The organism is Sphingobacterium sp. WOUb80 (genome assembly GCF_050058145.1).
In the GTDB taxonomy this organism is placed as follows: Bacteria; Bacteroidota; Bacteroidia; order Sphingobacteriales; family Sphingobacteriaceae; genus Sphingobacterium.
The window spans coordinates 1,896,622-1,923,011 of the sequence record NZ_CP165617.1 but is presented as its reverse complement, the minus strand read 5'-3'; the positions used below and the strand labels follow the sequence as shown (position 1 = coordinate 1,923,011).

Here is a 26,390-nt window from a genome sequence, read left to right as displayed (position 1 = left end):
TTCAGATTATTTATGAAATTGGCTGATGGCCTCGTTAATGTTTTTTTCACCTTCCCAATGTGCTTTCAATTTTCCATCAGCGCCATAGACATAATTTGCTGGAAATTGTGAAGGGACATGGATCGTTTGAATAAATGTCTGATCCTTATCGATTAATACCTCTACGTTGGAAGCTTTGGACAGTTTAGGTGCAAATGTGTCAAAAAAGCCCAAAACTAATGCCGGGTCATTCATAGAAATATAATAGATGTTGACGTCTTTCAAGCGATCGATATTTTTTTCAAGCTCGGTAGCTTCATGCTGACAGTGACTGCACCCTGGATCAAATAGAATAAAAACAGTATTCTTATCTTTCGCAACGTTTTCCTGTGTAACGCGGATTCCCGAACGAAGCTGATAAAATGTGAAATTAGGAAGGATAGCTGCTGGGTCTGAAGATTGTGTGGGTGCAGCTTGACTATGATCATGGCCGGCATGGTCATGATTTTCAGGGCTGGCTTCTTGGCTGGTATTTGCCGTATTATCTGTTTTCGGTTTACTGTTATTGTTGCATGAGTAAAGGATTGCGGCAGTCAATATCGCTGATACTCCTAAGATTATTTTTTTATTCATAGACTACGTTTGCTTTTAAATCAATTTTAATGATTTTATCGTTTTAATGTTTATGCACAATAGATTGTCAAACTTTGCGTAGAAAGGATGGAAGAATCTATTGAATCAATGACCAAAACTAGGAAAAAAAAGGGATTATCAATCTTTCAATCTCATTTATGACAGTTTACTGGATATTCCGTTCCGATCAGCCTGATTCAATTAAATATCCTTATTCAATGATATCCGGTGTATCATGTGGAGCGGTTGAATCCGTCAATGATGTCGATTGAATGATTTCAGGCGTGCTTCTTCCAAATTCAATGCTGTATACTTTCAGTAGTACACCAACACAAGATAGGATTAGTGGACCGAATATTAATCCGAGCATACCAAATAAATTTAATCCAAGTAATACCCCAAACACGGTGATCAGGGGGTGTACGTCGCCCAACCTTTTTAGTATGGTAAAACGCAGTACATTATCAATGCTTCCGATAATAATGATGCCATATAGGGCAAGACCTATTGCATTGCCAGATTGTCCATTGGCAAGAAGAAAAAGTGCCGCTGGTAGATACACGACCATGGTTCCTAGAATAGGGATTATGGTAGAAACTGCGGTGAGTATACCCAAAAAGATAGGACTTTCCAATCCAAAGAACCAATAACCCAGGCCTGCTACTATACCTTGACACATCGCCAGGATAGGAATACCAATTGCATTGGATTTTACCATCATATCAAACTCTTTCCATAACTCGGCTTTACTTGTTTTGGTGAAAGGGATTGCTTGATAGATGGTCTGCTCTAATTTTTTGCTGCTTACCAGCATAAAATATAAGACAAATAAGGCAACAAGAATATTGACACCGACCTCAGCAACGGAATTCAGAATGTTGGGTATAAATTTAGCTGCTTTTTGAAGAGCACCCATTAATGCGGTATCCGAAAGATCTATATTGCTCAGGTACGGGCTGTCCTTGAAGTAAGTCTTGATCGAGTCGAACTTTTGCATGAGTTCATCTTTGTTGCTGATAACTTCTGTAACCTGCGGCACCATGTAGTTGATTAAAAGGTAGAGCGGGCCTACCAAGAATATGATTGTCAGCAATATCAATAGAATACTGGTAAAAGATTTATTCCATTTTTTTTCTTCCGTCAGTTTCAAATTGACTTTTCTAAAAAGAACATACAGTGTAATTGCGCCAAGAAAACCAGGTAAATAATAAAATAAGCTCGTAAAAATCAATATACAGATCGCCAGAATAATGACGATAAGCATGATTTGATTGATGGAATTGTTGTTGATTTGTTTATACTTCATATAGCTGACAAATGTACTGTCTATGGATTGTTATTTATCGTATGACAATATTTTTTTGGAAAAGTTTTATAATGTTAAATTAAACTTCCTTTTTTATAATTTCAATGATTTTTTGAATTTCTTTTTCTAAGCCTATGCGGGTTTCGATAAGATAATTACGGATTGTGCCAGTGAATTCCCTTCGCTTGATTTGGAATTACTTGTGTATCTGCTCATTTTCGGGTGAATTCGCTTGGTTTAGAACCAAAACGTGCTGTAAGACGGCAATAGTCAGCTACACTGATCTGCATATATAGCTGCGATTGACCGTTTTTATCAATACGAATAAATGGACTAAAATCTAGCTGATCCAAACCAATTCCTCACTTGTGCCTGGAAAGTTAAGCATTTTAACTAAATTTTAGTTTTGATTCTGTGGCATGAGGATCTCCTTGAAAATACTTAGGATATCGTAATGTTTGACAAAAAGCATAGATTGTGCTGACCGCATAGAATCGGATCCGCGATCTGATGTGTTTGCATGGCCCGATGTTTTAGCCCCCTTATGAAAAAAAGGATGAGACCCTTTTCCTTTTTTATTGTTTGAAAATAAGCCCATAATCTTTTGTTTTTACTGGTTATAGCGGTCACACCAAGTGAGTTAGACCACTATAACTAATATACAAAATAAATTGGATTTAATTGATAAAAATTTGGCTGCCATGCTCTTCATCCTTTTCGATCGAAAGTGATACCGGAATACGTTCTTTGAGCTCTTCAACGTGTGAAATAATGCCGACGATTCGGTTTTCTTTATGCAGATCCAAGAGCGTTTCAAAAACGATGTTCACAGAGGTGACATCTTGGGTTCCAAAGCCTTCATCGATAAAAAAGAAATTTTTGGCTGCCCGTGTATTCGACTGGACACTTTCAGCCAAGGCCAAGGCCAAGCTTAAGGATACCTGAAAGGCTTGTCCTCCGGACAGCGTCTTTACACTACGGCTTTTTCCTTCATTCAAATAATCTATAATCTCAAACTCATTGCTGTCATTTATCTGTAGACTAAGCTGATTTCGGGTCATACGGTGGAAGCGGATATTGGCGTGATCACACAGCTGACGGAGATAAATCGAAGACACATATTGTACAAAACCCGCGCCTTTAAACAGGTTAAAAAGTTGTTTTAAATTGTCATTGCGCAAATTTAATTTGACCTGTTGTTGCAGAAGATTTTCCTTTTTAGCATAGGCTAACTGCAATTGATCGAGGTCCTGCCGGAGTCGGGCAACGTTTTCTGTGCTTTCTTTTAACTGTTGGGAGCTTTCTTCTAGGATCTTTTCCTGCTCAATAAATATGTTTTCGTCGTGTACCTGGTCGGCAAGTTTCTTTTCCAGCTGGCCAATCTGTGCTTTGACGGTCTCGAATTGTATTTGAAATTGTTCAAGTTGCTGCCGGATCTGCTGTATAGATAGATTTTCAGCTAAGATTTGTCTGATCTCTGCCAATGTGCCAAAAGATGAACCGGTAAGCAGCTGCTGAATTGTGCTGTCGACTTCAAGCTGTTCGCGTTTGATCGTTTCCAGACGTTCAGCGATTGTCTGTACCAAGCTATTTTGCGCAGCAAATTGACTGTTCAAGTTGTTAAATCGTTCGGTTAACGCACTGTAATCTCGCTCTATCTCAAGATTTGATTTTTTCAGTGCAGTATATTCCCGGTCGACACTTTCGGCTTCCTGCGTTATATAATCGGACCAGTTCAATTCTTTTAGGTTGCCCTTATTTTGATTGATCTGTGCCTGTTTGCTTGCCTCATCGCGCTCAAATTGATGCAATGCTTTGGAGTATTTGTCCAGCTTTTCATCTATAGCAGCTAATGCGGACTGATTCGTTGCAAGCTGTCGCTCCACCATTGTAATCTGCCCTTCGATTTTAGAAAGTTCCTGTTTTTTTGATGAATAGCTGGATTCGTCTGTACTGCTGTAACCGGTCCATATAAACTGATTTAAATGTGCAATTTTGCTGGATGCATTTTGCTGGATTTTCGTATTTAAATCATGTTGCTGGTCGGTCAATGACTGTAAACGAAGAAGCAGTTTTTCGACTTGGAATTTTTGATCCTGTCTGTATTTGAGCGTTTCATTTATCTCAGCAATCTTTTTTTCGTTGGCGATAATTTCCAGGGAAATATCTTGTCCCTGGTTGATCGCGGGATGTTCCAATGCCCCACAAAGCGGGCAGGGGGAACCTTCTTTCAGATTTTCTGCATAATGAGTCAGCCTTTGCTGTAAAAGGAGGTGAGACTTCTCATTCTGGAGTGCCTGAAGTGTGTGTTCCAGTTCTCCAACCTCGGTACGATGGTTTGACTGGAATTCTTCAGGATCAGGATGGACAGCATATAGATCTTGTTTCAGTTGAGTAATGCTCTTTGCTAAGTCGATATGCTGTATATGGAGATCGCTTTCCTGTTGCACTATCCCTTGCTGTTTGGTGTACCATTGACCTAGCTCCATTAGTTCGTGCGCAGAAGGTTTTGACTGTTTTAAAGCAGCGATCTGAGTTTCGTTTTCTTGGATTTTGGCTTTATAATGGAGCTGTTGTTCTTTTGTTTCCTGAACAAAATTGCGTCCTTTTTGCGCGCGTTCCTGTAAACTTTTAATTTCATTTGAAAAAGTAATCAACTGACCTATTAGTTCAAGGTCTAATTCCTGAATACGGAGTTGCGGTAGTCGTTCATACTGGGGCTTCAGGTGATTTAGACCTGTGGAATGTTCCTGCAGGAGCAGTTGAATTTCTGCCTGTCTTATTTTTTCGATTTCCAGTTTTTTTCTCTCGGTTACGCCTTCTTGCTCCAATTTTTCCTTGGACCTAAGGGGATGTGAAAAGTTGGTCTGTGCTTCCTCAAACTTATTCAGCTTGATCCGTAAATTCTCTTTTTCGGTTTTTTTTTCAAGCAATTGCGCAAAGGCCGACTTCATCTTGTGCAATTCCAAAAAATCCTCTTTGAGTTTTTTTAGGTTCTGAAATTTTTCATGATGAAGCTTATGTGTAGACTCAATCGTGGCAAAGGACGCTAACTCGGCATGCAGATTGGTTTCCGTCGTTTCGATATGTTCGGCTGTAACATCTTCAAATCCGATCAACTGACCATTGAGGTGATCCAGTTCGGATTGGTTTTTTTTATAGAGGTTAGAAACTTTATCCTGGAGGTCGAATCGATGCAGCTGAAAAATCTCTTTCATCATATCCGTACGTTCTTTGGCACCTAGTTCTATAAATTCTTTGAACTGTCCTTGTGGAATGATGATAGTTCTTTTGAAGTTTTCATAGCTCAGGCCAATGATCTGCTGGGTATTGCTGCTTTCTAAAGGAGTCCATTGTTCATTTATTAGCTCGTATAATACAACTGTAGGCGATTTTACATCATCAAAATTTTTGGAATTCCGTTTAAACTCCCGTGTGATTCTGAAGGTACGATCTTCAAAGTTGATAAAATCAAGTTCGATGTATGATCTATTCGACTTGAGATTCATCATGTTATAAGCGCGTTTATCACGCGCATTTAAACGCTCAGTTTCTCCGAATAAAGCATAGGTGATCGCTTCTAATATAGACGATTTACCGGAACCTACGGCACCAAAGATACCAAAAAGCCCTGCTTCTGATAGTGCGGTAAAATCGATCGTCTGACGATCCTGATAGGAGTATATACCTTCTAATATGAGCTTTAATGGAATCATGGGATTAAGAATTTAGTATTTCGCGAAAAAGGTCGAGGATATCATCATTGGGTGTCTGGTTTGCATTCTTGGATTTAAAGTAATCTTTAAATAAAGTAGACATGTCTTCCGTAAGGTTGATTTCTGGGTTATCCGAAATTCCTGCTTTGTTTTGTTGAACGACAGGAATAAGATAAATTATGCCCGAATGTGCCTGATAGATTCTTTTGCGGTCCGCTGCTTTCAGGAATGTATCTGATTTTAAGGAGAGTTCTACCAGGGCATTTGGATTTTCCGCCAGCCAGGATATACAGCATTCAATATCGTCAAATGATTTGCGGATTAACGGTTTGCCCGCTGTTAAAGGAATTCGCTCCACCTTTGCCTGGCTGCCTGCAGCTATATCGACTAGCGCGACATATTTGGTTTGTCCGGCCTCCGAAAAACTATAACACAATGGGGATGATGCATACACTGCTGGTTTCTCGGCAGAACCAATATTTTTATAACCATGGAGGTGTCCCAATGCCGTGTACTGTATCTGGGCGGGGATGGATTGCGAATAAATCAAATCGGCATTTCCGATTTTGACAGGTTTTTCGCCGTCAGGTTCTTCTAAAAGTGGACTGCCCATTTTGTTCATATACAGGTGGGCTGTTAGTATATTTACTCCTTTGTCATCACAGTAAGCATTTGCGATAGTTTGCCAATTTGTTGCCAGAACCTCATTTAATTTACTTTCTTTCTCTTCCCCTAAATATTGTTTCAGACGAATTTCATTTGCATAAGCAGTATGCAGTATACGAATTGGGTACTCAAATTTTGGTAAACCTATTTCAATGAAACCTGCATCTGAGCGAAGAACAGTAAAGCCATCTGTATAAAATGGGGTAACCTCGGCATTTGGATGTCCAATGAGGATGATTCCCGACGCTCTAGCCAACGGATCAGGAGCATCAATCAAATGCGGTGAATCGTGGTTGCCTGCAATAGCAATTACAGGTCGCATGCCGTTTCTCGTAAGGCGTTTGATGGTTCGATAGAATAGTTCAATGGCCTCCACGCCTGGATTGAAAGCATCGAAAAGATCTCCCGCAATAATAACGAGGTCCACACTTTCCCGATCTGCGATTTCAACGATCTCATCCATGACCTGTATCTGTTCTTCTATCCGAGAGAAACTGTCCAATCGTTTTCCTAAATGCCAGTCGGCGGTATGCAATATTTTCATGTGAGAGCTTGAATGTTTTTGCGTCAACAGTACAAACTAAGATAAATTTGCCATGAAATGCAATTATAATTGAATTGAATCTTACAAATCGGTGGTTTGGTTAAATGAGTTATCTGAAAATTTTCTCTTTCCTAAAACGGATATTGTTTTTGTGAAATGTTAAAAGTTGTTAAATGCATCTTGTAAAAGTCATTTAATTGTATTTTTAGTGCTCCAAAATTAAGCTAAATAGTCATAGACAAGTATTATGCGAAAAGTTTATCTGTATGTCTGTTTTTTCTTTATGCTGTTGATACGTGCACATGCGCAAGAGATACAGGCAATAAAAGGGGAAACTGCTTATCCTTTTTTATTGAAAGAAGCGGCTCCTGATTCATTGGAATCGGAGAAACAGCCTGTATTTGTTTTTTTACACGGGAGAAGTCTGTCGGGAACAAATTTGGATCGTGTAAAACGTTATGGGGTATTGTATGCGATCAATAAGGGGCAGGAGGTACCGGGAATTATCGTTGCGCCGCAGTCGCGGGGCGGATGGGATCCCGATAAAGTCATCGAAATTGTGGATTATGTTATCGAACATTACCATGCGGATCCCGATCGTATTTATGTTTGTGGCATGAGCATGGGCGGCTATGGTACGATGGATGTTGCCGGGAAATATCCTGAAAGGGTAGCTGCAGCCGTGGCAATATGTGGTGGGGGGTCAAGTCAGTATGCATCCAATTTGACACAGGTGCCCATTTGGCTGCATCATGGTACAGCTGATCGTGCTGTGCCCATTTCGGAATCCAGAAAGATTATGAATGCAATTAAAAAAGAGGATCCGGATGCAAACGTGAGCTTAAATGTAATTAAAGGCGGTACACATGGAAGTGTGGAGCGTCTGTTTCATGACGATGCAATTTACAATTGGATGTTAAAATTTAAGAAAAAGCATAAATCATAGTCTGTACAGACGATGGTTTGAAGTCATAAAAAAAGCCTGATGAATTTTCATCAGGCTTTTTTTTAACCTTCATGGTTAGTGGCAGGCTGTCTTTTTCGAAATTGAGCCATTAGAATATTCGGCTGATGGATCAAATGCGATTTTGCCAGATAGTCCGAATTGTCGGCATAAATAAACAATAAAGTCCCATCTTTGATGGTATTGATGATCGGGCCTGCAAATTCTCTGGGGACTGCAGGGCAGCCATAGCTTTTTCCCAGTCTGCCTAAGCTCGCGATCGTTCCCGTGCTGCAATAATCAGCACCATGCATGACGACATATCTTGCTTTCGCATTATCATTTATACCTTCTTCAAGGCCATTTAATACCAAAGAGTAACCATTTTCACCATTGTAAGTGTTCTCCGTCGTAAAGAATCCCAACGAGCTTTTTAATGACTCCTGTTGATTTGAAAAATTTACAGCGTAGTTTTCTCCACTATTTTTTCCGTGAGCTACCAGCGTATTGAAAAGTACTTTTTTATGCGCAAGGTCGAGCACCACAAGTCTCTTTTCTGTTGATGCCAATGAAAAGTCAATGACTGTCATGATATCTTTGTTGTGGATAGAAAGCTCTTTTCTGCCTTCCATTGCTTGACGAAACGCTTCGTATTTCAATACTTGGCCTAGGTTCATTTCATCGTATAAGGAGTCAACCTCGGTGCGTTGACGTTCTACATTAATACGATGTGTGCTGTTGGTTTGTTGATCTGTTGTTTTTAATTCTTCTTGTGACGACAATGCGGTGTTGAGTGCCATCAAAAGAAACATAAACGTATTTCCCATTCTTCTCCCTTTTCTGTGTAGATGTTTACAAAATTAATTATTAAAGTTAATACATATTTGATTTACAGAATGTTAAATATTGTTAATCAATAACAATGACCAATGAGGCAAGGTCTTTTGACCGTTTATAGACAAATTGGGCGTGAGATGACGCATTTCTGACGCACATATGTGACTTGGGTGTGGTGCCAAGACTTTCACTGTATTCGATAATACTTCCATTGGGATTGTTAACGGGGACACCGTGTATATATGCTCCCGCCGTAAATCGGGTGGCATAGGGGGCAAATCCACCATAGGTTTTGGTGCCATCTTCATAATAAAACATCTTGGATTTATGTTCTTGTACCACAAAAAGTCCCGTTGGGGTTTCTTGAGCGTGCGGAGGTTTGTGCCTTCCGCTCGTTACGGGATTCATGCTCCTGACAAGCCATTCATTTCCGACCTTCTCTAAGGTGCAAATATTTTGGTTTGTAACATCGACGACGTTAATAATCTTAAATTGCACTGTGTCGCTCACCATGCGTAGATATTTTTTTGGAACGGTGTATTTTCCTTCAAATGAGATACCTTCAATTGGAATTCTCGCTAGGGTATCCGGACCTTGAACCCTGACAAGCCAGCCATCGCGGCCATAGCGAACAGCTTTGTCGGTATTGATATCATACAATGGGGCAGCTTGATATCGTTCAACATTGAAACTGTCAGATACACGTTTATAGGAGTCCCTTTTATAATCCTGTATTGTTGGGGCTTCGCCTTTTTCATTTTGATAATTTTGAAGAACCCCATATAGGGAAGGTGTTTGCTGGAAATTTTCTACGAATGCAAGTCGTTCTTTGATTTTGTCCCATTGAAAGCCGCGGGTGGTATCTTTGTAAGGGTAGCTGTCTTCCAAGGTATATTTGTTATAAAGCAACTCCTTTTTTATGCTAATATCCGCAGCTGTGAATACCTTAGGTTTTTCCTCCTGTTTTTTAGGTGGAGGAGCTGTTTTTTGTGACTTAACGACTTCCTTATTAGCTGTTGTGTCTTTCTTGCCTTGTTGACATCCGAGCGATAGAAATAGTATGCTTAGTATTAAACAGGTTAATCTTCGATTCATATATGGATTTATAGATTATTGCTTTATTCTTTAAACTTAGATAATTTGTTTATTATTTGCAATTTTATTCGGGCTGAGCGAAAGCAATTTGCTGTTTGCTTTCTTCTTGTCTGTTCGGTTTCAATCATCAAATATGTTTTCGATCATTCGTTCTTTACGATCCGGATTGGAGGAATTGGATTCCAGGGACGTTTGCTCATTGGTCGTCGTATGTTTTTTTACATGATTAATAAAAGGTTAGTTTTGTGTTCTGAAATAAAAGATATGGATAAAATTGTTATTTGCTCTGCAGCACTGCTTAATCCGGAAGGAGATTTGTTGATGGTCCGAAAAAAAGGGTCTTCCTATTTTCAATTGCCTGGCGGAAAAATAGGACCTAGAGAAAATCAAGAGCAAACCTTAGTTCGTGAATTAAAGGAAGAACTCCAATTTGATGTAAGCGAAATGGGGATGAGGTTCATTGGAAGCCATTGTACTCAGGCTGTAAATGAGCTAAATACAGTGGTGGAAGGCCATATTTATTTAATTAATTTGGCTGAACGCCGGGCTTTTGCTGCTTATGAAGAATTGGAAGAAGTGGTTTGGATTTCGCGCCAAGACTGGCAAAGCTACCGATTGGCACACCTTGCGTCTGAATTTGTGATCCCGAAATGGCTTTCGGGTGATTTTGATGAATAAGGTGCATAGAGTGAACAAATTAAACCTTTGTTTGTTAAAGTTTTATATAAACTAAAAATAAACGAAGATTATGGAAAATCAGCTTTTAAAAGGGGCGCGGGACTTTTTTGACGAAGAGACCGTCGCTCAAATAGGGCAAGTTTTAAATCAGGATAATGAACAGGTGAAACAGGGTTTGAATGTAACAATTCCAGCTTTGTTTTTGGGCTTAAGCCAGCAGTCTGATGCAAGTGGCGGAATTGCTGCGATTTTGGAAAAAGCGAAACAACACTTCTCTAATTTCGATCTGCATAGCCTTTTCGGTGCTGCGGGCGACACAAATGAACCTTCAGCACAGGATTCTACAGAAGAGGGGAAAGCACAAGGGATACTGGGGTCTATATTTGGCGGCGGACTGGAGACTGTTTTGACAACTGTTTCCGGATATCTTGGTATTGATGGAAACGCTATTGGAAAATTAATGAATTTTTCTTTGCCCGCAATATTTTCCAGTTTAACCAATAAGGGGCAAAATTGGGATTTTGATCATATTGGCCGTGTATTACAGGACAATAAAACAGCTTTTGCGGCCGCTGTTCCGGCGGGATTAGGATTGGGTGCTTTTGGTAAGCTGTTTGATGGCGGACATTTTTCTTCACCGGTGGAGCCGACGATTGAAAATGAGGCGCCGACGGAGGTTCCGAAAGAACCTGGTATACATACATCAACTCCCATTACTCCTTCAAATGAGTTGGAAGCGCATAAGGAACCATTGTCATTACCTAGGGCTGAGGATTCTAGGGCTGCGGCCGCGAGGAGTAGTTCTGGCGGCAGCTGGTGGAAGATTTTAATTGCTTTAATTGTATTGGCCGCACTCTGGTTTCTATTTGGAAAAGGTTGCAGCGGCAGTAAGCAAGAGGGGGCTACTGATACCAGTGTAAATAGCACAAAGGTTGATTCAAGCGCCTTGAAGACGGAGCCAGGGAGCAGTGTGGTAGAGCGGGAGCGTACGGATGTAGTTTTACCAAATGGCGTCAAACTGGCCGCTTTTAAAGGCGGGATAGAGGACCAATTGGTTCAATTTTTAAAGTCCGACTATAAATCCCTGGGCGAAGATTCCTTGAAAAATACGTGGTTTGATTTCGATAATCTGAATTTTAAAACGGGTACAGCAGAGGTTCTGCCTGAAAGTCAGGTGCAATTGAGTAATCTGGCAGCGATATTAAAGGCTTTTCCTACCGCAAGTATTAAGATTGGAGGATACACCGACAAAACGGGAAATGAGGACTTTAATAAAAAGTTATCGCTTGAACGGGCAACGGCTGTAAAGGACTATTTAGGTAAAGATGGTCTATCCAAACAGGTAACAGGGGCAGAAGGCTATGGCTCACAATTTGCAAAGTATAATGCGGATGCACCTGAAACTGATCGCATATTAGATCGGCACGTTTCTGTCAGTGTTCGGTAGGTAGATACTATCGGTGTCGTCAATTGGGAATGATATATGAAAAAGCAGAAGAATAGCTGGTCTATCTATTGACCAGCTATTCTTATTTTAGGTGTATGTTTAGAAGCTATAGACACATGCTAATAGAAACTGCCCTGCAGATTTCGTCGGACTGAGGTCATTCTTGATGAACCGCTCTGTATTTCCTTTATCAATTCTGATTTCGGGAATAAATTTGAATCCATGATAACTGTATTCTGCCGTTAGTGTTGTTGCGAGGATGTTGGTGCTTGGAATTCCGTTTTCCTCTTCTTTATGCGTCTGGAAAAATTCTTCACGCAGTCCCAGCCCAAAATTTTCTGAAAAATGAACCCTAGGGTAAAGTGCTACGCCAGAGTAGCCGCCACCGTCTCTCTTTTTATAATTCGTCGCATTTAAACCGAGGAAAAATTTAGGGGTAAAATCATAGTTAGCAACAAGATCAACCAGAGTGCCGGAACTATAATTCGATTTGCCACCTGCAGAGGAACCTGTTAGGAAGTTAAGGTAAAAGCTGCTTTTATCGTTGGGTGTATAAGCCAGTTGGGAGCCTACGTGGGAAACCCCGTTCATATCTTGATAGACATTCCAGTCGTTGAATAGTCCGACCATTAAAGCCACTTTGTCTGAGAAACTATACGTAGCTTTTAAACCTGCGTCTTGAAATGGACCAGCGCCGAATAAATAAGAGGTTGAATAGTGGAAGTTGTAGGTTGGTGATATCACTTCAAAACCCACAAATGTTCCCATGAAACCTGCGGTAAGATTGAGTTTCTCGGTTAGATCATAGCCTACATATAGATTTTGGATATGGAAACTGTTTTTGTCATCACCGGCTTGGCCATCGCCATTCATAATTGATCGGTATTGGCCGCGGGGACCAAAAGATAATTCTCCGACAAATGATGCTTTTTTAAACTTCTTTTTTACAGCTAGATCCACCATCCCAATAGAGACGGAGTTGTTGTCTTCGGTAAAGTAGGTGTTGATGTTAGGTTTATTTTGAAAATCATATTTCCAATAGGTGTCCACTGATCCGGATATTTCTATTCCTTTTTCTTTGTTTTCCTCTTGTGATGTGGCTGTTTTTATTATAAATACTGATAAAATGATGGTTGTTAGAAGTTTTTTCATGTTTTTTTCTGGTTTAAGTTTGATTTGTTTGGGATTTTTGTGGTTGTTTTCTTTTGTTTTACCTGTTTTATCTTTGTTTTTGTTTGAAAAATAGGTTTTTATTATGGTTTTTGTATTTGTTTTTGTGAAATTATGTAAAAAAAATCATAAAAAATAAAATAACATAGTATTTTTTTAACAAAAAGACTTTATATTTGAGAAAATTATAAGGGAAAGTAGGTTTTTGTTTTGTTCTTGTATTTTTTTAACAATTTTATTAATGTATTGAAAACACTAATCAGTTTAAACAAATGAAAAAAATTATTCCACTCATTGTTCTAGTTCTTTTAGGAGTATTGGGACTTGTATTTCCATCCATTGACTTGTCTGACTTAAACAAGGCAGAATTTGATACGGGAGATACGGCCTGGTTGTTAACTTCTTCTGCATTGGTGTTGATTATGACACCTGGACTTGCCTTTTTTTATGGCGGTATGGTTAGCAAGAAGAATGTAATCTCCACGATGATGCAAAGCTTTATATGTATGTGTTTGATGACAATCCTCTGGGTCATTGTTGGCTTCAGCTTGGCTTTCGGCGATGATATTGGTGGTATTGTTGGTGATCCACGTACGTTCTTTATGATGAAAGGTACATTAGGGAATGTTGCTTGGGGAGCACTTCCCACTATACCTTTGGTTTTATTTGCCATGTTTCAGCTTAAGTTTGCAATTATAACACCAGCGCTAATCACCGGTGCATTTGCCGAGCGTATCCGATTCAATTCATTTATGTTGTTTATAATTCTGTTCAGCATTTTTATTTATATGCCACTGGCACATGCAACTTGGCACCCTGAAGGGATATTGGCAAAGTTTGGCGTACTAGACTTTGCTGGTGGTACCGTTGTACACATGTCGGCAGGTTGGGCGGCTTTGGCGGCAGCGATTTATTTAAAAGGCCGTAAAACACAGATTCATAATCCCGCTCGTATAAGCTACGTGATATTGGGTACTGCACTTTTGTGGTTTGGCTGGTTTGGATTTAACGCCGGTTCTGCCGGCGGAGCAAATTCTTTGGCAGCTTACGCTTTTGCGACCACGACGACAGCTTCAGCCATGGCCGCTATGGCCTGGATATTTGTTGATATCATACGCGGAAAGAAACCTTCAGCAATGGGGGCATGTATCGGCGCCGTTGTTGGTTTGGTTGCGATTACACCAGCTGCTGGTTTTGTTAGTATTCCACATGCGATGATCATTGGTTTGGTTGGCGCTTTGGTTAGTAATCTGGTTGTATACCTGAGAAGTAAAACGAGTATCGATGACACCTTGGACGTATTCCCTTGTCATGGGGTAGGTGGTATGGTTGGTATGGTACTTACGGGTGTATTTGCCCATCATAACATTAATCCTGTTGTTGCGGACAATGGTTTGTTTTTTGGCGAAACGAAGTTGTTCTTTGTGCACATGGTTGCGTTATTTGCGGTGTCATTTTTTGCCTTCGTTGGTTCATTGGTGCTATTGAAGATCACTGATCTTATTGCTCCATTGCGCGTCGAAGAAACGGATGAAGAACTTGGTTTGGATGTTTCTCAACATGCAGAAGCTTTGTAAACGAGTCGCGGCATAACGCATAGTTTATCCCAAACAATGTACTGCTTAGCGGTACATTGTTTGGGATATTTTTTGCATTTTTGTCAGGCCAGGAGAGGGAGGATATGATTCTATACGCTATTTCCAACAACTGTGCCTCTAAAAAAGATTTTCATGACTACTGAGATAAAAGATACTTTGCGTTCTGATTTTGAAAAAATGATGCGTTATTGCTTACAGAAAAATGGCGATTTTGGATTTAATATGTTTGGTGACTACGCTGTTTCCGTGCTGAACTTCTATGTTGGAAGCGGTATTCTGCCCCTCGATCAAAAACGTGAAGCAGCCCTTTTCTTGGCAAACCTGTATAATGCGGGTATCAGAAACGCCATTAGCCCAGAGGATCTTGAAGAGATTGCTGATGTGCTGAAACAGGATGCAACATTAAACTACCAGCTATTAGCTCCGATCTTCGACTAATGTTTGGTCCATACAAGGTCGCCGGTCTCATAACCACATTGTAGGGCATAGGTTAGAAATTCATTTCTGATTTTATCTGGGATCTCCGTCTCGCGACCCAAAATCCACATATAGTCGAGGTTGTCACCAAAAACGAGTGCGTATTTATAATCCGCCGTTATTTTTACAACATTATACCCACTGTAGAACGGACCAAAGAACGATACTTTAAGTGCACCTTCATTGGGGCTGTTGACAAATTTGGCTTTTCCGATAGACTGTTTCCATCGTTCCTTTTCTTCTGAATAACCCTGGTTATTGACGCGTATTGTGCCATTTTTATTTTTATTGTATTCGGCAGAGACCTGACTTAATCCTCTTTCCCAATGGAAATCGAGCCGGGCTATTTCATACCATTTTCCAAGGTATTTATCTAAATCAAAAGGATCCACGACATCCGGACGGGAGACGACAGGCTTCAACGCATTGTAGGCTACCGCTCCAATTGCAGCCGCAGCCAAAAGTAAGAGTGATTTTTTTTTATCTAAGTTCATCTTTCGAATTTGTTTGTTAATAAAACAACAATTTTGATACCAATAAGGTTTAGACATACCGAGCTATTTTGTTAATTTTGCTGACTTAAAAGTTGTATCAGTGTATTCAAGGGAAGAGATAAAGCAATTAAAACAGGTGTTCTGGACGAAGTTTGGTCAGTTTATGGCTTTACATTTATCTGCAGACGGTGAGAAGGCCAATTGGATTAATTACAAAACAGGTATAAAGCATTTATTCTTCAAAATGGATGCAGATAAAAAAGTGGCCAAGATTGCGATACAATGGTCTCAGTCCGATGCTGGTATCCGAGCTTTAATGGCCGAACAATTTCTTCAATATAAGGCTTTATTACATGATCTTTTGGGTGAAGAATGGATTTGGGATATGGACGGCAGGGATGAATATGGAAAACCTGTTTGCCAGATCTATGCAAGTCTAGAAGGCTATAGTGTCTTTAAAGAAGCCGATTGGCCTGAGCTGATCTCTTTTTTCAAACCGCGGATGATTGCGCTGGATGAGTTTTGGTCCTCCGCAAAATATGCTTTCGATGTTTTCAAATAATTAAAATTCAATATATACTAAGATGGACTATTACAAGTTTGAATCGGCATTTACAACCACTTGTGTGGAGTCGAATGCGTTAGCATGTAAGAGTCTTATCATCATTTAAAACAACAATCTAATGAAAAAAATGATTAAGGGTTTGCTGGCGATGGCATTGTGTTTTCAGCTTTCATCGGTATTTGCATGGGGAACTACGGGGCATCGTGTAGTCGCTGAAATTGCGGAACGTCATTTGACTAAAAAGGCTAAAAAGAATATTGGAAAAATCATTGGACAGCAAAAGTTGGCCTACTGGGCCAATTGGGGTGATTTTATCAAGTCAGACCCTAATCCTGAGTTTAAAAAGCTGGGTAATTCACATTTTATAAATTTAAATTCAAATTTACCTTGGGCTGAATTCCAACTGGGGCTGGAAAACTCGGCTGATGAGAATTTATATAAGACCGCGATTCGTATCGAAAAGTCGTTTGCAGATAAGACGGTTTCTATGGATCAGCAGAAGCAAAACCTTTATTTCCTGATCCACATTTTGGGCGATGCGCACCAGCCTATGCACGTTAGCCGTGCCGAAGATCAGGGCGGAAACAAGATTGAAGTAAGTTGGTTTGGAAAGAAATCCAATATTCACCGTGTATGGGATAGTGATCTTGTGGATAATGAAAAGTATAGCTATACAGAGTATGCAACTGTTCTGGATGTAAATAATAAGCAAGAGAATGTGGAGCTGGCTGCGGGCGAACTTTCCAACTGGTTGTACGAATCGAATCAATTGGCTGAAAAAATTTATGCCGATGTAGCGAATAATGCCAACTTGTCTTATTCCTATGTCTATCAAAATAAAGATATTATGGAGCAATGCATGCTGAAAGGTGGTTTGCGCCTGGCGAAAGTGCTGAATCGGATCTTCGGATAACCCAGAGCAGCTAAAGCATTTTTAGAAAGGCATATCACCATGTGATATGCCTTTTTTAATCCTATTCTCCCGTTGTGATCTTCCCGATTTTATACTTAGATTTAAACAATGTCGTCAGATTATTTGTTTGCTCTGTATTAAAATCGATTTCAATGACTATTCCGCAATTATTTAAAAAAATTGTTCCCTTCGCCAAACCCTACCGTAGACTGATTATTTATACCCTGCTATTGACCGTAGTCGGTTCTTTTGCCGCGCAGATCAACGCTTTTATCTTACGCTATACGGTAGACCAGATTAATGTGCTGATGGTTGCCAAAGAACCGTTGTCTAAAGGCATGTATCTCGTTGGTATGATCAGTATCGTCTTGTTAGCGAAGGAAATTATTTATGCTTTGGTTCAGTTTGGGCAGAAGTTTTATGGCGAAAAACTTCGGATCTATATTGCCCGTGACTTCTCTCAGTCGATTGTTGACCGTATTTTAACGTATAGGCTGGCCTTCTATACCTCAGCAGATAATGAAAGCGGAAAATTGGCGACCCGGATTGATGCAGGAATTAGTTCATTGACCCGCTTGGTACAGAATTTTTTTATTGATATTCTTCCTTTGTTTGCGAACGCAATTATTGCGCTCATCTGTATGTTCTACGCAAATGTATACGTAGGTTTGGTCGGTGTAGCTGTTATTCCTTTGTACCTCTATATCGGTCAGGCTCAAGCGTCAAAATTAACAGGTTTCCGGAGACAGATGCGCAATTATCGGGAATCAAAAAATAACCGGATTATTAGTTTGATCGATTCAATTTTGGTCATTAAATCTTTTGTCCGTGAGCCGGAAGAGGCTAAGCGCCATGAGAAGATCCAATATGAAATGACCGAAAATCAAATGGCAACCCGTAAAACAAGTTTCCTATATGACAGTATTAAAAATTTTGTTGAACAGATAGCTGTCGTGATTATCATCGTATTGACGGCCTATCTTGTGCTTTCTGGTCAGATTACTATTGGCGCCATTATGTTTCATATCATGTTATTCAATAACGTCTCGGCGCCTATACGCCAGCTACACCGTATATATGATGAAGTAAATGATGCTTTGATTTATTCAGAATCCTTTTTTGAGATTTTGGAATCCGATGAGCAGATTGAATCCAAAGGTAACTATAAGCCTGTTCACATACACGGAGATTTGGAACTGAGGCATGTATCTTTTGAATATCCCAATGGTACAGTTGCCTTGAAGGATGTGAGCTTTGCTATTAAACCGAATGAAATAACGGCTTTGGTTGGTTTGAGTGGTGCGGGAAAAAGTACGATTATCAATTTACTGGACAAGTTTTACGAACCTAGCCATGGGCAGATTTTTTTGGATGGCGTAGATCTGGCCAGTTACGATACGGCTTTTCTCCGTCAGCATATCGGAATGGTACTGCAGCGCAACCATATTTTTAAAGGAACTATTTTTGAGAATATCGAATATGGTAAAATGGGCAGCTCGCGGGAAGAGATTATTGAGGCGGCAAAAAAAGCTTACATTCACGAACAGATCATGGAGCTTCCTAAAGGGTATGATGCTGATGCCCAGTCGTTGTCTGGTGGGCAACAGCAACGGATTGCCATCGCACGCTTGTTTTTGAAAAATCCTCCCATTATCTTTCTCGATGAACCTACAGCTAATCTGGATGCCATTGCTACCGAACAGATCAAAAATAGTTTAGATGCGATCAAAAAAGATCGCACAGTCATCATCGTTTCTCATAGCATATCTCAGATCATTGATTCCAATGCGATTGTGGTTATGGAAAAAGGCTGTGTTGTAGAAAAAGGTCAGCACGAAGATCTTTATGCAAATAAAGGCACCTACTACGACATTTTTTCCGCCATGGCCAACAGCTTGAATTTAAATAAAATAAGTAGGACCTTGCAATCCGATGAGCGATGAATAGGACGGTTAGCTTGATCGGCTATGTAGTATCATCCCGATGACCACCATGAGAATACCGAGACAAGAATACATTGTTGGAAGTGCGGCATGCAGGATAAGAATTTCACCGATTAATGTAAAAATAACCTCCATGGCCTGTGTTGCTTCCACTGCGGCAAGGGCCTTATGGTCATGATGGACCAGGTCGGTAGCTGTGAAAAATAGAAGTGTTGCAATCACCCCCGAACATAAAGCAACCAGGAAGGTCTGGAAGAGCTGACTATCTGTAGGCAGTCCGTTTTCTGCATATCCAAATAGACTAAGCACAATCCAAAATGGCATGCTGCATAGTGTCATTCCCAGCGTACGCTGAAAAGCATCCAGTTTATTGCCCGAAATTTTCATCATTTTACGGTTGCCTAAGGGATAAGCAATTGCACCGATTAATACTGGTATAGTACCTAATAACATGGCCTTCATGGAAGTCGATCGAGCTTCTGAAATCTGCATGAGCAGAATGCCGCAAAAAATAATAATGGAAAAGAGAAGAGAGGCTTTTGATAAGCCTTTTCGATGCCCTTTTTTCTCGAGAAGGGGCCCAATAAACATCCCGGCAATAATGGTGAATTCAAAGGTGCTCGCAACCAACCAGGATGGTCCATAATTTGCGCCATACGTAAGCGTCGCATAGAATACTCCGAATCCGATGGTACTCCAGCATAGCCATTGAAGCAGATTGGATTTAATTTCTTTGAGTAAACTGACGAGATTTCCTCTGATAGCAACAATAAGGACCAAGATTGGAAGCATCCAGATAAAACGTAAAGAGGCTGTCCATTGCCAGCTTCCACCCGATACCGCCATGATGCGATTGAGAACAAAAGTGCTGGCAAAAAATAAAGCAGCTAAAGTTCCGAGGAGAAGTGCATTATTTTTATTCTTTTTTATTGTAAATTGGACTGGCATAAATAAGATGAATAGGATGTAAACTTAACTTTGTGAAAGTAAGCAAATGCCCGTTCAATTGAAAATGAAACAAAAACTAATTGATTTTTATCACGATTTTCTCATTTAAAATTCCTTATTTTGCCTAATCAATAAAACAAGTAGTAAGAAAATTAATCAAGATGATTATACAACCAAGAACTAGAGGTTTTATTTGTTTAACCTCGCATCCACAAGGGGCTGCGCAAAACATTAAAAATCAAATTGAATACGTGAAATCCAAAGGTGAAATCGCGAATGGTCCGAAGAAAGTATTGGTGATCGGTGCTTCTACAGGATTTGGTATTGCATCTCGGATTTCTGCAGCATTTGGTTCTGGAGCTGCTACAATCGGTGTATTTTTTGAAAAACCTGCAGCAGAAGGCAAGCCAGGAACTGCTGGATGGTACAACTCCGCAGCTTTTGAAAAAGAAGCCCATGAAGCGGGATTATATGCCAAAAGTATTAATGGTGATGCTTTTTCAGACGAAGTGAAAAAACAAACCATTGAGCTTATTAAAAAAGATTTGGGACAGATTGATTTAGTGGTTTATAGTTTAGCCTCGCCGCGTCGTACGCATCCAAAGACTGGAGTGGCACACGCTTCTGTTTTGAAACCAATACAAGAACCGTTTACCAATAAAACAGTAGATTTTCATACTGGTGTAATTTCAGATATTACCATTCAACCAGTAGAAAATGAAGAGGATATTGCAAATACGGTAGCTGTAATGGGTGGGGAGGATTGGAAATTTTGGATCGAAGATCTGAAAGCTGCTGGTGTATTGGCCGACGGCGCTAAAACAGTTGCTTATTCTTATATAGGCCCTGAGCTTACTTACCCGATTTACCGTAATGGTACTATTGGCCGTGCTAAGGATGATTTAGAAGGAACGGTACCTGCGATAAACGCTATTTTGAGCGATATTCATGGTGTATCTTATGTATCTGTTAATAAAGCCTTGGTTACACAGTCAAGTTCTGCTATCCCTGTGGTTCCTTTATACATTTCTCTATTGTATAAAGTAATGAAAGAAAAAGGAATTCATGAAGGCACAATCGAGCAGATGCAACGTTTGTTTGCTGAGCGTCTTTATACAGCCGATGGAAAGGTATTGCTTGATGATAAAGGCCGTATCCGTGTAGACGATTTAGAAATGCGTGAGGATGTTCAAGCTGAAGTTGCGGCGTTGTGGGAAAAAGCGACAACCGAAAACTTAGCTGAAATTTCAGATATTGAAGGTTACCGTAATGAGTTTTTCAATTTATTCGGTTTCAATTTTGATGGCATAGACTACAATGCGGATACCAATGAAGTTGTTGGTGTACCTAGTATTGAAGGTTAACATAAAGAGTTTTAATACAAAAAAGAGCGGCTGTATACACAGCCGCTCTTTTTTGTATTAAACGATTTGACAAGTCCTTATTTCTATTGCAATGGACTATTTTGCCAGCACTTTTCGTTTATTATAAAGAATATTTCCAACGACAGCAAAACCGATAGAAACCATTATGGTGCTAAAAGGATATATAGCCGTCATCCCCATGTTATTGGCAACAAATCCGATTAAAGGTCCGGTGATCCCCAGGGATATGTCTATAAATAAGCCATATGCTGCCAAAGCAGCACCCTGTTGATTTTGATCAACCCTTTTTATCGCTTCCACACCAAGCGCCGGAAATACCAGAGAGAAGCCAAGGCCTGTTAAAGCGGCCCCTAAGAGTGTCCATAGGGGATGGATCGCTGTAGCAATAACCATCAGACCCAGTGTTTCGACGAAAAGACTTACCAAGGCAACTTTTAATCCCCCATATTGGTCAATGACTTTATTGAATACTAACCGTGTCAGAATAAAGAAGATTCCAAATACAGTTAAACATGCTGCACCATTCTGCCAGTTAAAGTGCTCATAATAAAGGGTCATAAAAGTGGAAATGCTTCCAAATCCAAGACCTCCTAAAGCGAGGCAGATTCCGAAAGGAGCTACTAAAAGCAACACACGTTTAAAACTTACTGTTTCAGTTTTTTCACGGCTTACCCGATAGGGTGTTTTCGAGCGGCAATAGAGGTAGCCGAGTATGCCCACGGCAATTGTCAGAAAAGCTAAGGTTTCATAGCTGATATGGTCTACCATTAATACACCTAATGGAGCTCCGATAGCTAATGCCCCATAACTGGCTATCCCATTGAAAGAGATTGCCTTGGCCGCGTGTTCATCACCCAGTTCCATCAATGCCCAGTTTATAGGGCTGGCACCGACGAGGCCTTCGCCGATTCCGGTCAATAATCGGGTAATAAGCAGGAGGCCCAAGCTTATAAAGGGCTGAGACTTGAATAAAAATACGAGGAGGAGAAGTAGGCCTGATAATGCAAAAAATAACATGCTGCGCAGAACAGAGACCTTGGGTCCCTTGGTGTCAACAATTTTTCCGGCATAACCGCGGAGCATAAATGTCGCAATATATTGAACGCTGATGACCAGGCCAGCAATAATTGTGTTAAATCCTAAGGTCTGGTGGATAAAAATGGGGAGGGTTGCAAGCGATAGGCCGATCGTGAAATAACCAAGGAAAGTTAAAGATACATAGCCTAAAATCTTTTGATTGACCTCCCGAAGAGAAACTGTCATTTTAAAAAATTTTAGGCAAAATTACGTCTTTAAGCTTATTTTTTGAAATAAAATCAATAGACAACTGTCTCTTTAATATCACAATTGTTTTTTAGCCACTCCTGATCAAATTGTTTCGGTGAAATTCTTTTGCCTTGATAGATGTAATAAATCTTTTCGGTTTCACCCTTTACCGGCGGACCGGGTATTTTGTTTACAATTTTCTCTTCGGGACAGTCTTGTATTAGGGCCTGATCCTTCAGTTGGTTTGTTTTACAGGAAACAAATGCTGTTACAGCAATGAAAAGGTATATTACTTTATTCATGAGTTTAGTTTTAATAAAATAGTTAACGTAGTAGCCGGAGGGATCGCGACATTAATTTATGCGTAGGGCACAACTTTTTTATCCACGATTTGTTCTATGAATGGTGACAGGGGAACTTTTGTCACAAAAGCTGAATTGATAAAAATTAGAATTGATAACAGATATTAAAATCATGAGAAGAAAAGCAACAGCCCAATGGAATGGCAATCTTAAAGAGGGGAAAGGTAACCTGACTACCGATAGTACAGCGTTGGATCATACGCAATATTCATTTTCGACCCGCTTTGAAAACGGTGTCGGAACAAATCCCGAAGAATTACTGGCAGCAGCACATGCTGGCTGTTTTACCATGCAGCTGAGTGCCTACCTGTCTGAGGCGGGTTTTGTCCCTGACGAGTTGACGACCGTATCAACGATCGTTTTTGAAAATGGTTCAATAGTACGGTCTGAACTTGAACTAAAAGGTAGTGTCCCTACAATCAGTGAATCCGAATTCCAGACAATAGCGAATAAGGCAAAAGAAAATTGTCCCGTTAGCAAGGCATTTAGCTTCGAAAAAACGCTGCAGGCTACTTTGCTGCAATAAAGCCTTTTTAAAGAACAAAAAAGCCGATTTTTTTCATTAAAAGGATAAAAAGCTGTTATTTTGAGAATAAAATAAATAATTGGCATTTTAGCAATTTAATCAATTTGGTTTTGGTTCAGAAAAAGAAAAATAAAGCAAATTCAGGCGCACTTCTGGAAAGGAATCGCGAAGCAGGAAGAATATTTTTGGAGGAAAATGCGCACAAGGAGGGCGTTGTGGTTTGTGCATCAGGTTTGCAGTATAAGGTATTGACGGCGGGAGCTGGGAAGATTCCCAAAAAATCTTCCAAGGTAATCTGCCATTATAAAGGCGAGCTTTTGGATGGAACGGTATTCGACAGTTCCTACAAGCGCAAACGTCCCGAAACTTTTTATATTAATGAACTCATTATCGGTTGGCAAGAGGCTATTTCGAAAATGCCTGTTGGATCGATTTGGGAGGTATGCTTGCCGCCGAATTTAGCATATGGAAAAGAAGAATTGCTTCCCAGAAAAGGTGGCGAATGTACATTGATTTTTCAGATTGAGTTAATTGCAATCTTAGCCTAATTTATTGGGTATAACAAAAAGAAAAAGCCCGCATAACCAGTTATGCGGGCTTTTTCTTTCTTAAAGAAATCGATTATTCAACTTCTTTGATTTTTGCATTGATTTCAGCGGTTTTAGCTTCATCTTGCATAAAGATATAGTAGTTCTTTAAGTTAGTTAAAGCGTCTACATTTTTTGGCTGTAAAGAAACCGCTTTCTCTAGGTAAGGAAGTACTGGTTTCAATTCTGCTTTAATTTTATTCAATTCTGCGTCATATTGAGCTTGCGTCAATTTTCTGTTGTTATTGACAACATTTAATTTTTCACGCGTTTTGTTCATCAATGTGATCGCTAAGTTTGTATTTGCTTCGAAAAAGTTAGGATCGATTTCCAATGCCTTTTTATAAGCTGCAACAGCTGCCTCGTCATTTTTTGCAGAAGATTGTGCAATACCTAAATAATAATTTAAGCTCTTATTATTTGGATCTTTTGCCAATTGCGCAGTAATTGCATCAATTGTTTCTTTTTCATGACCTGTAATCAAATTAAGTTCAATGTTTTGGGTCATTGCTGCATTATCATCTGGATATGCTTCAGCTGCTTTTTTTGCATATTCAAGCGCTGATGTAGTATCTTGCATAGATAGGTACAATTTAGGTAAATCCACCATGATTGTTTTATGCGAAGAGAAATCTTTTCTTGGAATTAATTCTTTGTACCTTTCAATGGCATTTTTATAATCTTTATTAGATAATGCCGCAACACCACTGTAATAAGTCACTAATGTATCACCAGGGAGATAGGTCAATGCTTTTGTAAAAGAACTGTATGAATCAGCATATTTTTGAGCCTGATATTCTTCAGCACCTAAATTGAAGTTATATTGTCCCAAGATTTGTTCTGCAACATTAATATTTGCTTTATTGGCGCCATCTGTATCCAGCTGTTTTGCTCTAGCAATCCCATCTTCAGCTAATTTTGCTAATTCGGATGATTTATCTATTGTTGATAAGTTTGCATTTACTAAAGCATATACAGTCCATGCTTCAGCATTATCTTTTGTTTTGTCATTGATAACAGCTGCATCAATAGCTTCTTTTGCTGATTTCAGATTTGGGATACCCAATTGAACGGTGCCAGCATCTTTCAATTCTTGAAATTTAGCCAGGCCTGTTTTTGCTTTTTTAATATTACCGGTTTGCGCAAAAGAAACTGAGGTAGATACAGTACCTATTGCTGCTAATAATAATAGAGATTTTAAATTCATATCTATTTAACTGTTAATTGATTCAATAATAAATTCACTCTGTCTAATTGTGATGCGTCTTCAATGAGTGTATAGTATTTCGCCAAAGCTTTAAGGGCATTGACATCATAGGGTTTTATCTCATTCGCTTTCAAAAGATATTCGATCGTTAATTCCTGTATATCTTGATTGGAAGGTTCCTTCAATAAAGTCTCCAGGTTGATCAATCCTAATGCAAGATTAGATTCATAATTATTCGGATCTAGACGCAATACATTATTATAATACTCTTTCGCTTTTTTGACGTCATTCGCATTTTCATAGGAATAACCTGCAATATAATTTAATTCGACATTTTCAGGCTCCAAACGTATCGCATCGGCAATTACGTTCAAGATAGCATCATACGAATGATTGGCCGAATACACATCTATTAATCTGAAAAGTATCTGTTTATTTTCAGGAAATATAGCATGTCCTTTTTCAAGAACGTTTAAGACATCCTGTTTAGTACCTCCAAGTGTATAAATATGTGCTAATTCGAGAAAGTAATTTGGCTTCGGCTGTTCACCTTTGATGAGCTCGTCATAATATTTGATTGAGTTCATATAATCTTTATTCTTACCAGAAAGCACGGCTAGATTATATTTCAGATCATTATTTTTAAAACCCAGTGAGTCTATGCGGAGATATGATTTATAGGCTTTGTCAAATTTACCTTCTTTTAACGCCAATCCACCTTGATAGGAGATGGCTCCAGCAAGGTTTTGACGAATATAGTCCATCTCTGCAGGAAAGTTTCGGCGTGCTTTTTTCTGATCCAAAAGCTTAAGCGATTTAATGGACACGTCAATAGGATCCATTTTGTATTGCTGTTTTCTTGTTGAATCTGCAACTGCTAAGGAGCTATATACCAGCGCTCTTAAAAGATTGTTATTGACAGAAGCTGAATCCTTTTTAGATTGAAAAGCAGCATCGGCGAATTTTCGCGCATTTTCAAGATTTTTAAACTCGCCAGTTTTGGTATATAAAGCAAAACTGTTGCTGCCCTCTTTCAAATTAGATTGGGCAGCAACAGTTAAACTACTTGCAGATATTAACAATGATATCAGTAAGTTTTTCATTA

The 26,390-nt window shown here is 39.5% G+C and carries 25 protein-coding genes; 11 read left to right on the top strand and 14 right to left on the bottom strand.

The features are described from left to right. Positions 1–6: 6 nt before the first annotated feature. From AB1Z56_RS07890 to AB1Z56_RS07870, 5 genes are all read right to left on the bottom strand, one after another. The gene (locus AB1Z56_RS07890) at positions 7–612 is read right to left on the bottom strand and encodes a TlpA family protein disulfide reductase (RefSeq protein WP_309366210.1); all 606 of its coding nucleotides are present in this window, start codon (positions 610–612) and stop codon (positions 7–9) included. Between the two features lie 211 nt (positions 613–823). Beyond that, entirely contained in the window at positions 824–1,918 is a 1,095-nt protein-coding gene (locus tag AB1Z56_RS07885) for an AI-2E family transporter (RefSeq protein ID WP_309366208.1), read from the bottom strand. A 400-nt stretch (positions 1,919–2,318) separates the two neighbouring features. After that, positions 2,319–2,516, bottom strand: coding sequence for a hypothetical protein (locus tag AB1Z56_RS07880; RefSeq protein WP_309366206.1), 198 nt, complete (start codon positions 2,514–2,516; stop codon positions 2,319–2,321). Positions 2,517–2,595: 79 nt separating this feature from the next. Next, positions 2,596–5,634 carry an AAA family ATPase gene (locus AB1Z56_RS07875; RefSeq protein ID WP_426791627.1) on the bottom strand — a complete coding sequence of 1,013 codons (3,039 nt, stop codon included), beginning with the start codon at positions 5,632–5,634 and terminating at the stop codon, positions 2,596–2,598. A gap of 4 nt (positions 5,635–5,638) precedes the next feature. Beyond that, positions 5,639–6,844: a metallophosphoesterase family protein gene (locus AB1Z56_RS07870; RefSeq protein ID WP_426791626.1), complete on the bottom strand. Its 1,206-nt coding sequence runs from the start codon at positions 6,842–6,844 to the stop codon at positions 5,639–5,641. 247 nt (positions 6,845–7,091) lie between these two features. Between AB1Z56_RS07870 and AB1Z56_RS07865 the strand changes: the two genes are divergently transcribed. Beyond that, positions 7,092–7,790 carry a prolyl oligopeptidase family serine peptidase gene (locus tag AB1Z56_RS07865; protein WP_426791625.1) on the top strand — a complete coding sequence of 233 codons (699 nt, stop codon included), beginning with the start codon at positions 7,092–7,094 and terminating at the stop codon, positions 7,788–7,790. 62 nt (positions 7,791–7,852) lie between these two features. Here the strand turns inward: AB1Z56_RS07865 and AB1Z56_RS07860 are convergent, their stop codons facing one another. Together AB1Z56_RS07860 and AB1Z56_RS07855 are read right to left on the bottom strand one after the other, a co-directional pair. Beyond that, positions 7,853–8,614, bottom strand: coding sequence for a murein L,D-transpeptidase catalytic domain family protein (locus AB1Z56_RS07860; RefSeq protein ID WP_426791624.1), 762 nt, complete (start codon positions 8,612–8,614; stop codon positions 7,853–7,855). An 82-nt stretch (positions 8,615–8,696) separates the two neighbouring features. Further along, positions 8,697–9,719: a L,D-transpeptidase gene (locus AB1Z56_RS07855; RefSeq protein ID WP_309366195.1), complete on the bottom strand. Its 1,023-nt coding sequence runs from the start codon at positions 9,717–9,719 to the stop codon at positions 8,697–8,699. Between the two features lie 264 nt (positions 9,720–9,983). On the opposite strand from AB1Z56_RS07855, the gene AB1Z56_RS07850 reads away from it, so the two are divergent. Continuing rightward, positions 9,984–10,397 carry an NUDIX hydrolase gene (locus tag AB1Z56_RS07850; protein ID WP_426791623.1) on the top strand — a complete coding sequence of 138 codons (414 nt, stop codon included), beginning with the start codon at positions 9,984–9,986 and terminating at the stop codon, positions 10,395–10,397. A gap of 70 nt (positions 10,398–10,467) precedes the next feature. Next, positions 10,468–11,844 (top strand): OmpA family protein, encoded by a 1,377-nt coding sequence (locus AB1Z56_RS07845; RefSeq protein ID WP_426791622.1) that lies wholly within the window; start codon positions 10,468–10,470, stop codon positions 11,842–11,844. Between the two features lie 99 nt (positions 11,845–11,943). On the opposite strand, the gene AB1Z56_RS07840 is transcribed toward AB1Z56_RS07845, so the two are convergent. Further along, a complete protein-coding gene (locus AB1Z56_RS07840; protein WP_309366189.1) occupies positions 11,944–12,996 on the bottom strand; it encodes an outer membrane beta-barrel protein in 1,053 nt (350 codons plus the stop codon). Positions 12,997–13,286: 290 nt separating this feature from the next. Here AB1Z56_RS07840 and AB1Z56_RS07835 point away from each other — a divergent pair, with 290 nt between their 5' ends. Together AB1Z56_RS07835 and AB1Z56_RS07830 are read left to right on the top strand one after the other, a co-directional pair. Continuing rightward, positions 13,287–14,591: an ammonium transporter gene (locus AB1Z56_RS07835; protein WP_309366187.1), complete on the top strand. Its 1,305-nt coding sequence runs from the start codon at positions 13,287–13,289 to the stop codon at positions 14,589–14,591. 153 nt (positions 14,592–14,744) lie between these two features. Continuing rightward, entirely contained in the window at positions 14,745–15,050 is a 306-nt protein-coding gene (locus AB1Z56_RS07830; RefSeq protein ID WP_426791621.1) for a hypothetical protein, read from the top strand. Here the strand turns inward: AB1Z56_RS07830 and AB1Z56_RS07825 are convergent. Beyond that, positions 15,047–15,583 (bottom strand): lipocalin family protein, encoded by a 537-nt coding sequence (locus AB1Z56_RS07825; protein WP_426791620.1) that lies wholly within the window; start codon positions 15,581–15,583, stop codon positions 15,047–15,049. The two genes, AB1Z56_RS07830 and AB1Z56_RS07825, sit on opposite strands and share 4 nt — an antisense overlap. A 100-nt stretch (positions 15,584–15,683) precedes the next feature. Here AB1Z56_RS07825 and AB1Z56_RS07820 point away from each other — a divergent pair, with 100 nt between their 5' ends. The 3 genes from AB1Z56_RS07820 (at position 15,684) to AB1Z56_RS07810 (ending at position 19,004) form a co-directional block, all read left to right on the top strand. Further along, the gene (locus tag AB1Z56_RS07820; RefSeq protein ID WP_309366181.1) at positions 15,684–16,145 is read left to right on the top strand and encodes a DUF4268 domain-containing protein; all 462 of its coding nucleotides are present in this window, start codon (positions 15,684–15,686) and stop codon (positions 16,143–16,145) included. Positions 16,146–16,266: 121 nt separating this feature from the next. Beyond that, complete coding sequence (locus AB1Z56_RS07815) at positions 16,267–17,061, top strand: S1/P1 nuclease (protein WP_426791619.1); 795 nt, start codon at positions 16,267–16,269, stop codon at positions 17,059–17,061. A gap of 152 nt (positions 17,062–17,213) precedes the next feature. Continuing rightward, positions 17,214–19,004, top strand: coding sequence for an ABC transporter ATP-binding protein (locus AB1Z56_RS07810; RefSeq protein WP_309366177.1), 1,791 nt, complete (start codon positions 17,214–17,216; stop codon positions 19,002–19,004). A 9-nt stretch (positions 19,005–19,013) separates the two neighbouring features. On the opposite strand, the gene AB1Z56_RS07805 is transcribed toward AB1Z56_RS07810, so the two are convergent. Continuing rightward, complete coding sequence (locus tag AB1Z56_RS07805; protein ID WP_426791618.1) at positions 19,014–19,952, bottom strand: DMT family transporter; 939 nt, start codon at positions 19,950–19,952, stop codon at positions 19,014–19,016. Positions 19,953–20,113: 161 nt separating this feature from the next. On the opposite strand from AB1Z56_RS07805, the gene fabV reads away from it, so the two are divergent. Then, positions 20,114–21,316, top strand: coding sequence for an enoyl-ACP reductase FabV (gene fabV / locus AB1Z56_RS07800; protein WP_313269658.1), 1,203 nt, complete (start codon positions 20,114–20,116; stop codon positions 21,314–21,316). A gap of 96 nt (positions 21,317–21,412) precedes the next feature. On the opposite strand, the gene AB1Z56_RS07795 is transcribed toward fabV, so the two are convergent. Further along, positions 21,413–22,600 (bottom strand): MFS transporter, encoded by a 1,188-nt coding sequence (locus tag AB1Z56_RS07795; RefSeq protein WP_426791617.1) that lies wholly within the window; start codon positions 22,598–22,600, stop codon positions 21,413–21,415. A 53-nt stretch (positions 22,601–22,653) separates the two neighbouring features. Continuing rightward, positions 22,654–22,905: a hypothetical protein gene (locus AB1Z56_RS07790; protein ID WP_309366169.1), complete on the bottom strand. Its 252-nt coding sequence runs from the start codon at positions 22,903–22,905 to the stop codon at positions 22,654–22,656. A gap of 172 nt (positions 22,906–23,077) precedes the next feature. Here AB1Z56_RS07790 and AB1Z56_RS07785 point away from each other — a divergent pair, with 172 nt between their 5' ends. Together AB1Z56_RS07785 and AB1Z56_RS07780 are read left to right on the top strand one after the other, a co-directional pair. Further along, positions 23,078–23,491 carry an OsmC family protein gene (locus AB1Z56_RS07785; protein ID WP_313269652.1) on the top strand — a complete coding sequence of 138 codons (414 nt, stop codon included), beginning with the start codon at positions 23,078–23,080 and terminating at the stop codon, positions 23,489–23,491. Between the two features lie 110 nt (positions 23,492–23,601). Beyond that, entirely contained in the window at positions 23,602–24,039 is a 438-nt protein-coding gene (locus AB1Z56_RS07780) for an FKBP-type peptidyl-prolyl cis-trans isomerase (RefSeq protein WP_309366165.1), read from the top strand. Between the two features lie 73 nt (positions 24,040–24,112). Here AB1Z56_RS07780 and AB1Z56_RS07775 read toward each other — a convergent pair whose 3' ends face one another. Together AB1Z56_RS07775 and AB1Z56_RS07770 are read right to left on the bottom strand one after the other, a co-directional pair. Further along, entirely contained in the window at positions 24,113–25,285 is a 1,173-nt protein-coding gene (locus tag AB1Z56_RS07775; protein WP_309366163.1) for a tetratricopeptide repeat protein, read from the bottom strand. Between the two features lie 2 nt (positions 25,286–25,287). Next, the gene (locus tag AB1Z56_RS07770) at positions 25,288–26,388 is read right to left on the bottom strand and encodes a tetratricopeptide repeat protein (protein ID WP_309366161.1); all 1,101 of its coding nucleotides are present in this window, start codon (positions 26,386–26,388) and stop codon (positions 25,288–25,290) included. Between the last annotated feature and the right edge of the window lie 2 nt (positions 26,389–26,390).

Bases quoted from the DNA above. Each gene is read 5' to 3' on its own strand.
- AB1Z56_RS07855 (WP_309366195.1), bottom strand. From the start codon at position 9,719: ATGAATCGAAGATTAACCTGTTTAATACTAAGCATACTATTTCTATCG.
- AB1Z56_RS07835 (WP_309366187.1), top strand. From the start codon at position 13,287: ATGAAAAAAATTATTCCACTCATTGTTCTAGTTCTTTTAGGAGTATTG.
- AB1Z56_RS07860 (WP_426791624.1), bottom strand. From the start codon at position 8,614: ATGGGAAATACGTTTATGTTTCTTTTGATGGCACTCAACACCGCATTG.
- AB1Z56_RS07865 (WP_426791625.1), top strand. From the start codon at position 7,092: ATGCGAAAAGTTTATCTGTATGTCTGTTTTTTCTTTATGCTGTTGATA.
- fabV (WP_313269658.1), top strand. From the start codon at position 20,114: ATGATTATACAACCAAGAACTAGAGGTTTTATTTGTTTAACCTCGCAT.
- AB1Z56_RS07875 (WP_426791627.1), bottom strand. From the start codon at position 5,634: ATGATTCCATTAAAGCTCATATTAGAAGGTATATACTCCTATCAGGAT.
- AB1Z56_RS07815 (WP_426791619.1), top strand. From the start codon at position 16,267: ATGAAAAAAATGATTAAGGGTTTGCTGGCGATGGCATTGTGTTTTCAG.
- AB1Z56_RS07890 (WP_309366210.1), bottom strand. From the start codon at position 612: ATGAATAAAAAAATAATCTTAGGAGTATCAGCGATATTGACTGCCGCA.
- AB1Z56_RS07785 (WP_313269652.1), top strand. From the start codon at position 23,078: ATGAGAAGAAAAGCAACAGCCCAATGGAATGGCAATCTTAAAGAGGGG.
- AB1Z56_RS07805 (WP_426791618.1), bottom strand. From the start codon at position 19,952: ATGCCAGTCCAATTTACAATAAAAAAGAATAAAAATAATGCACTTCTC.
- AB1Z56_RS07885 (WP_309366208.1), bottom strand. From the start codon at position 1,918: ATGAAGTATAAACAAATCAACAACAATTCCATCAATCAAATCATGCTT.
- AB1Z56_RS07840 (WP_309366189.1), bottom strand. From the start codon at position 12,996: ATGAAAAAACTTCTAACAACCATCATTTTATCAGTATTTATAATAAAA.
- AB1Z56_RS07830 (WP_426791621.1), top strand. From the start codon at position 14,745: ATGACTACTGAGATAAAAGATACTTTGCGTTCTGATTTTGAAAAAATG.
- AB1Z56_RS07825 (WP_426791620.1), bottom strand. From the start codon at position 15,583: ATGAACTTAGATAAAAAAAAATCACTCTTACTTTTGGCTGCGGCTGCA.
- AB1Z56_RS07790 (WP_309366169.1), bottom strand. From the start codon at position 22,905: ATGAATAAAGTAATATACCTTTTCATTGCTGTAACAGCATTTGTTTCC.
- AB1Z56_RS07845 (WP_426791622.1), top strand. From the start codon at position 10,468: ATGGAAAATCAGCTTTTAAAAGGGGCGCGGGACTTTTTTGACGAAGAG.
- AB1Z56_RS07870 (WP_426791626.1), bottom strand. From the start codon at position 6,844: ATGAAAATATTGCATACCGCCGACTGGCATTTAGGAAAACGATTGGAC.
- AB1Z56_RS07795 (WP_426791617.1), bottom strand. From the start codon at position 22,600: ATGACAGTTTCTCTTCGGGAGGTCAATCAAAAGATTTTAGGCTATGTA.
- AB1Z56_RS07880 (WP_309366206.1), bottom strand. From the start codon at position 2,516: ATGGGCTTATTTTCAAACAATAAAAAAGGAAAAGGGTCTCATCCTTTT.
- AB1Z56_RS07770 (WP_309366161.1), bottom strand. From the start codon at position 26,388: ATGAAAAACTTACTGATATCATTGTTAATATCTGCAAGTAGTTTAACT.
- AB1Z56_RS07775 (WP_309366163.1), bottom strand. From the start codon at position 25,285: ATGAATTTAAAATCTCTATTATTATTAGCAGCAATAGGTACTGTATCT.
- AB1Z56_RS07850 (WP_426791623.1), top strand. From the start codon at position 9,984: ATGGATAAAATTGTTATTTGCTCTGCAGCACTGCTTAATCCGGAAGGA.
- AB1Z56_RS07810 (WP_309366177.1), top strand. From the start codon at position 17,214: ATGACTATTCCGCAATTATTTAAAAAAATTGTTCCCTTCGCCAAACCC.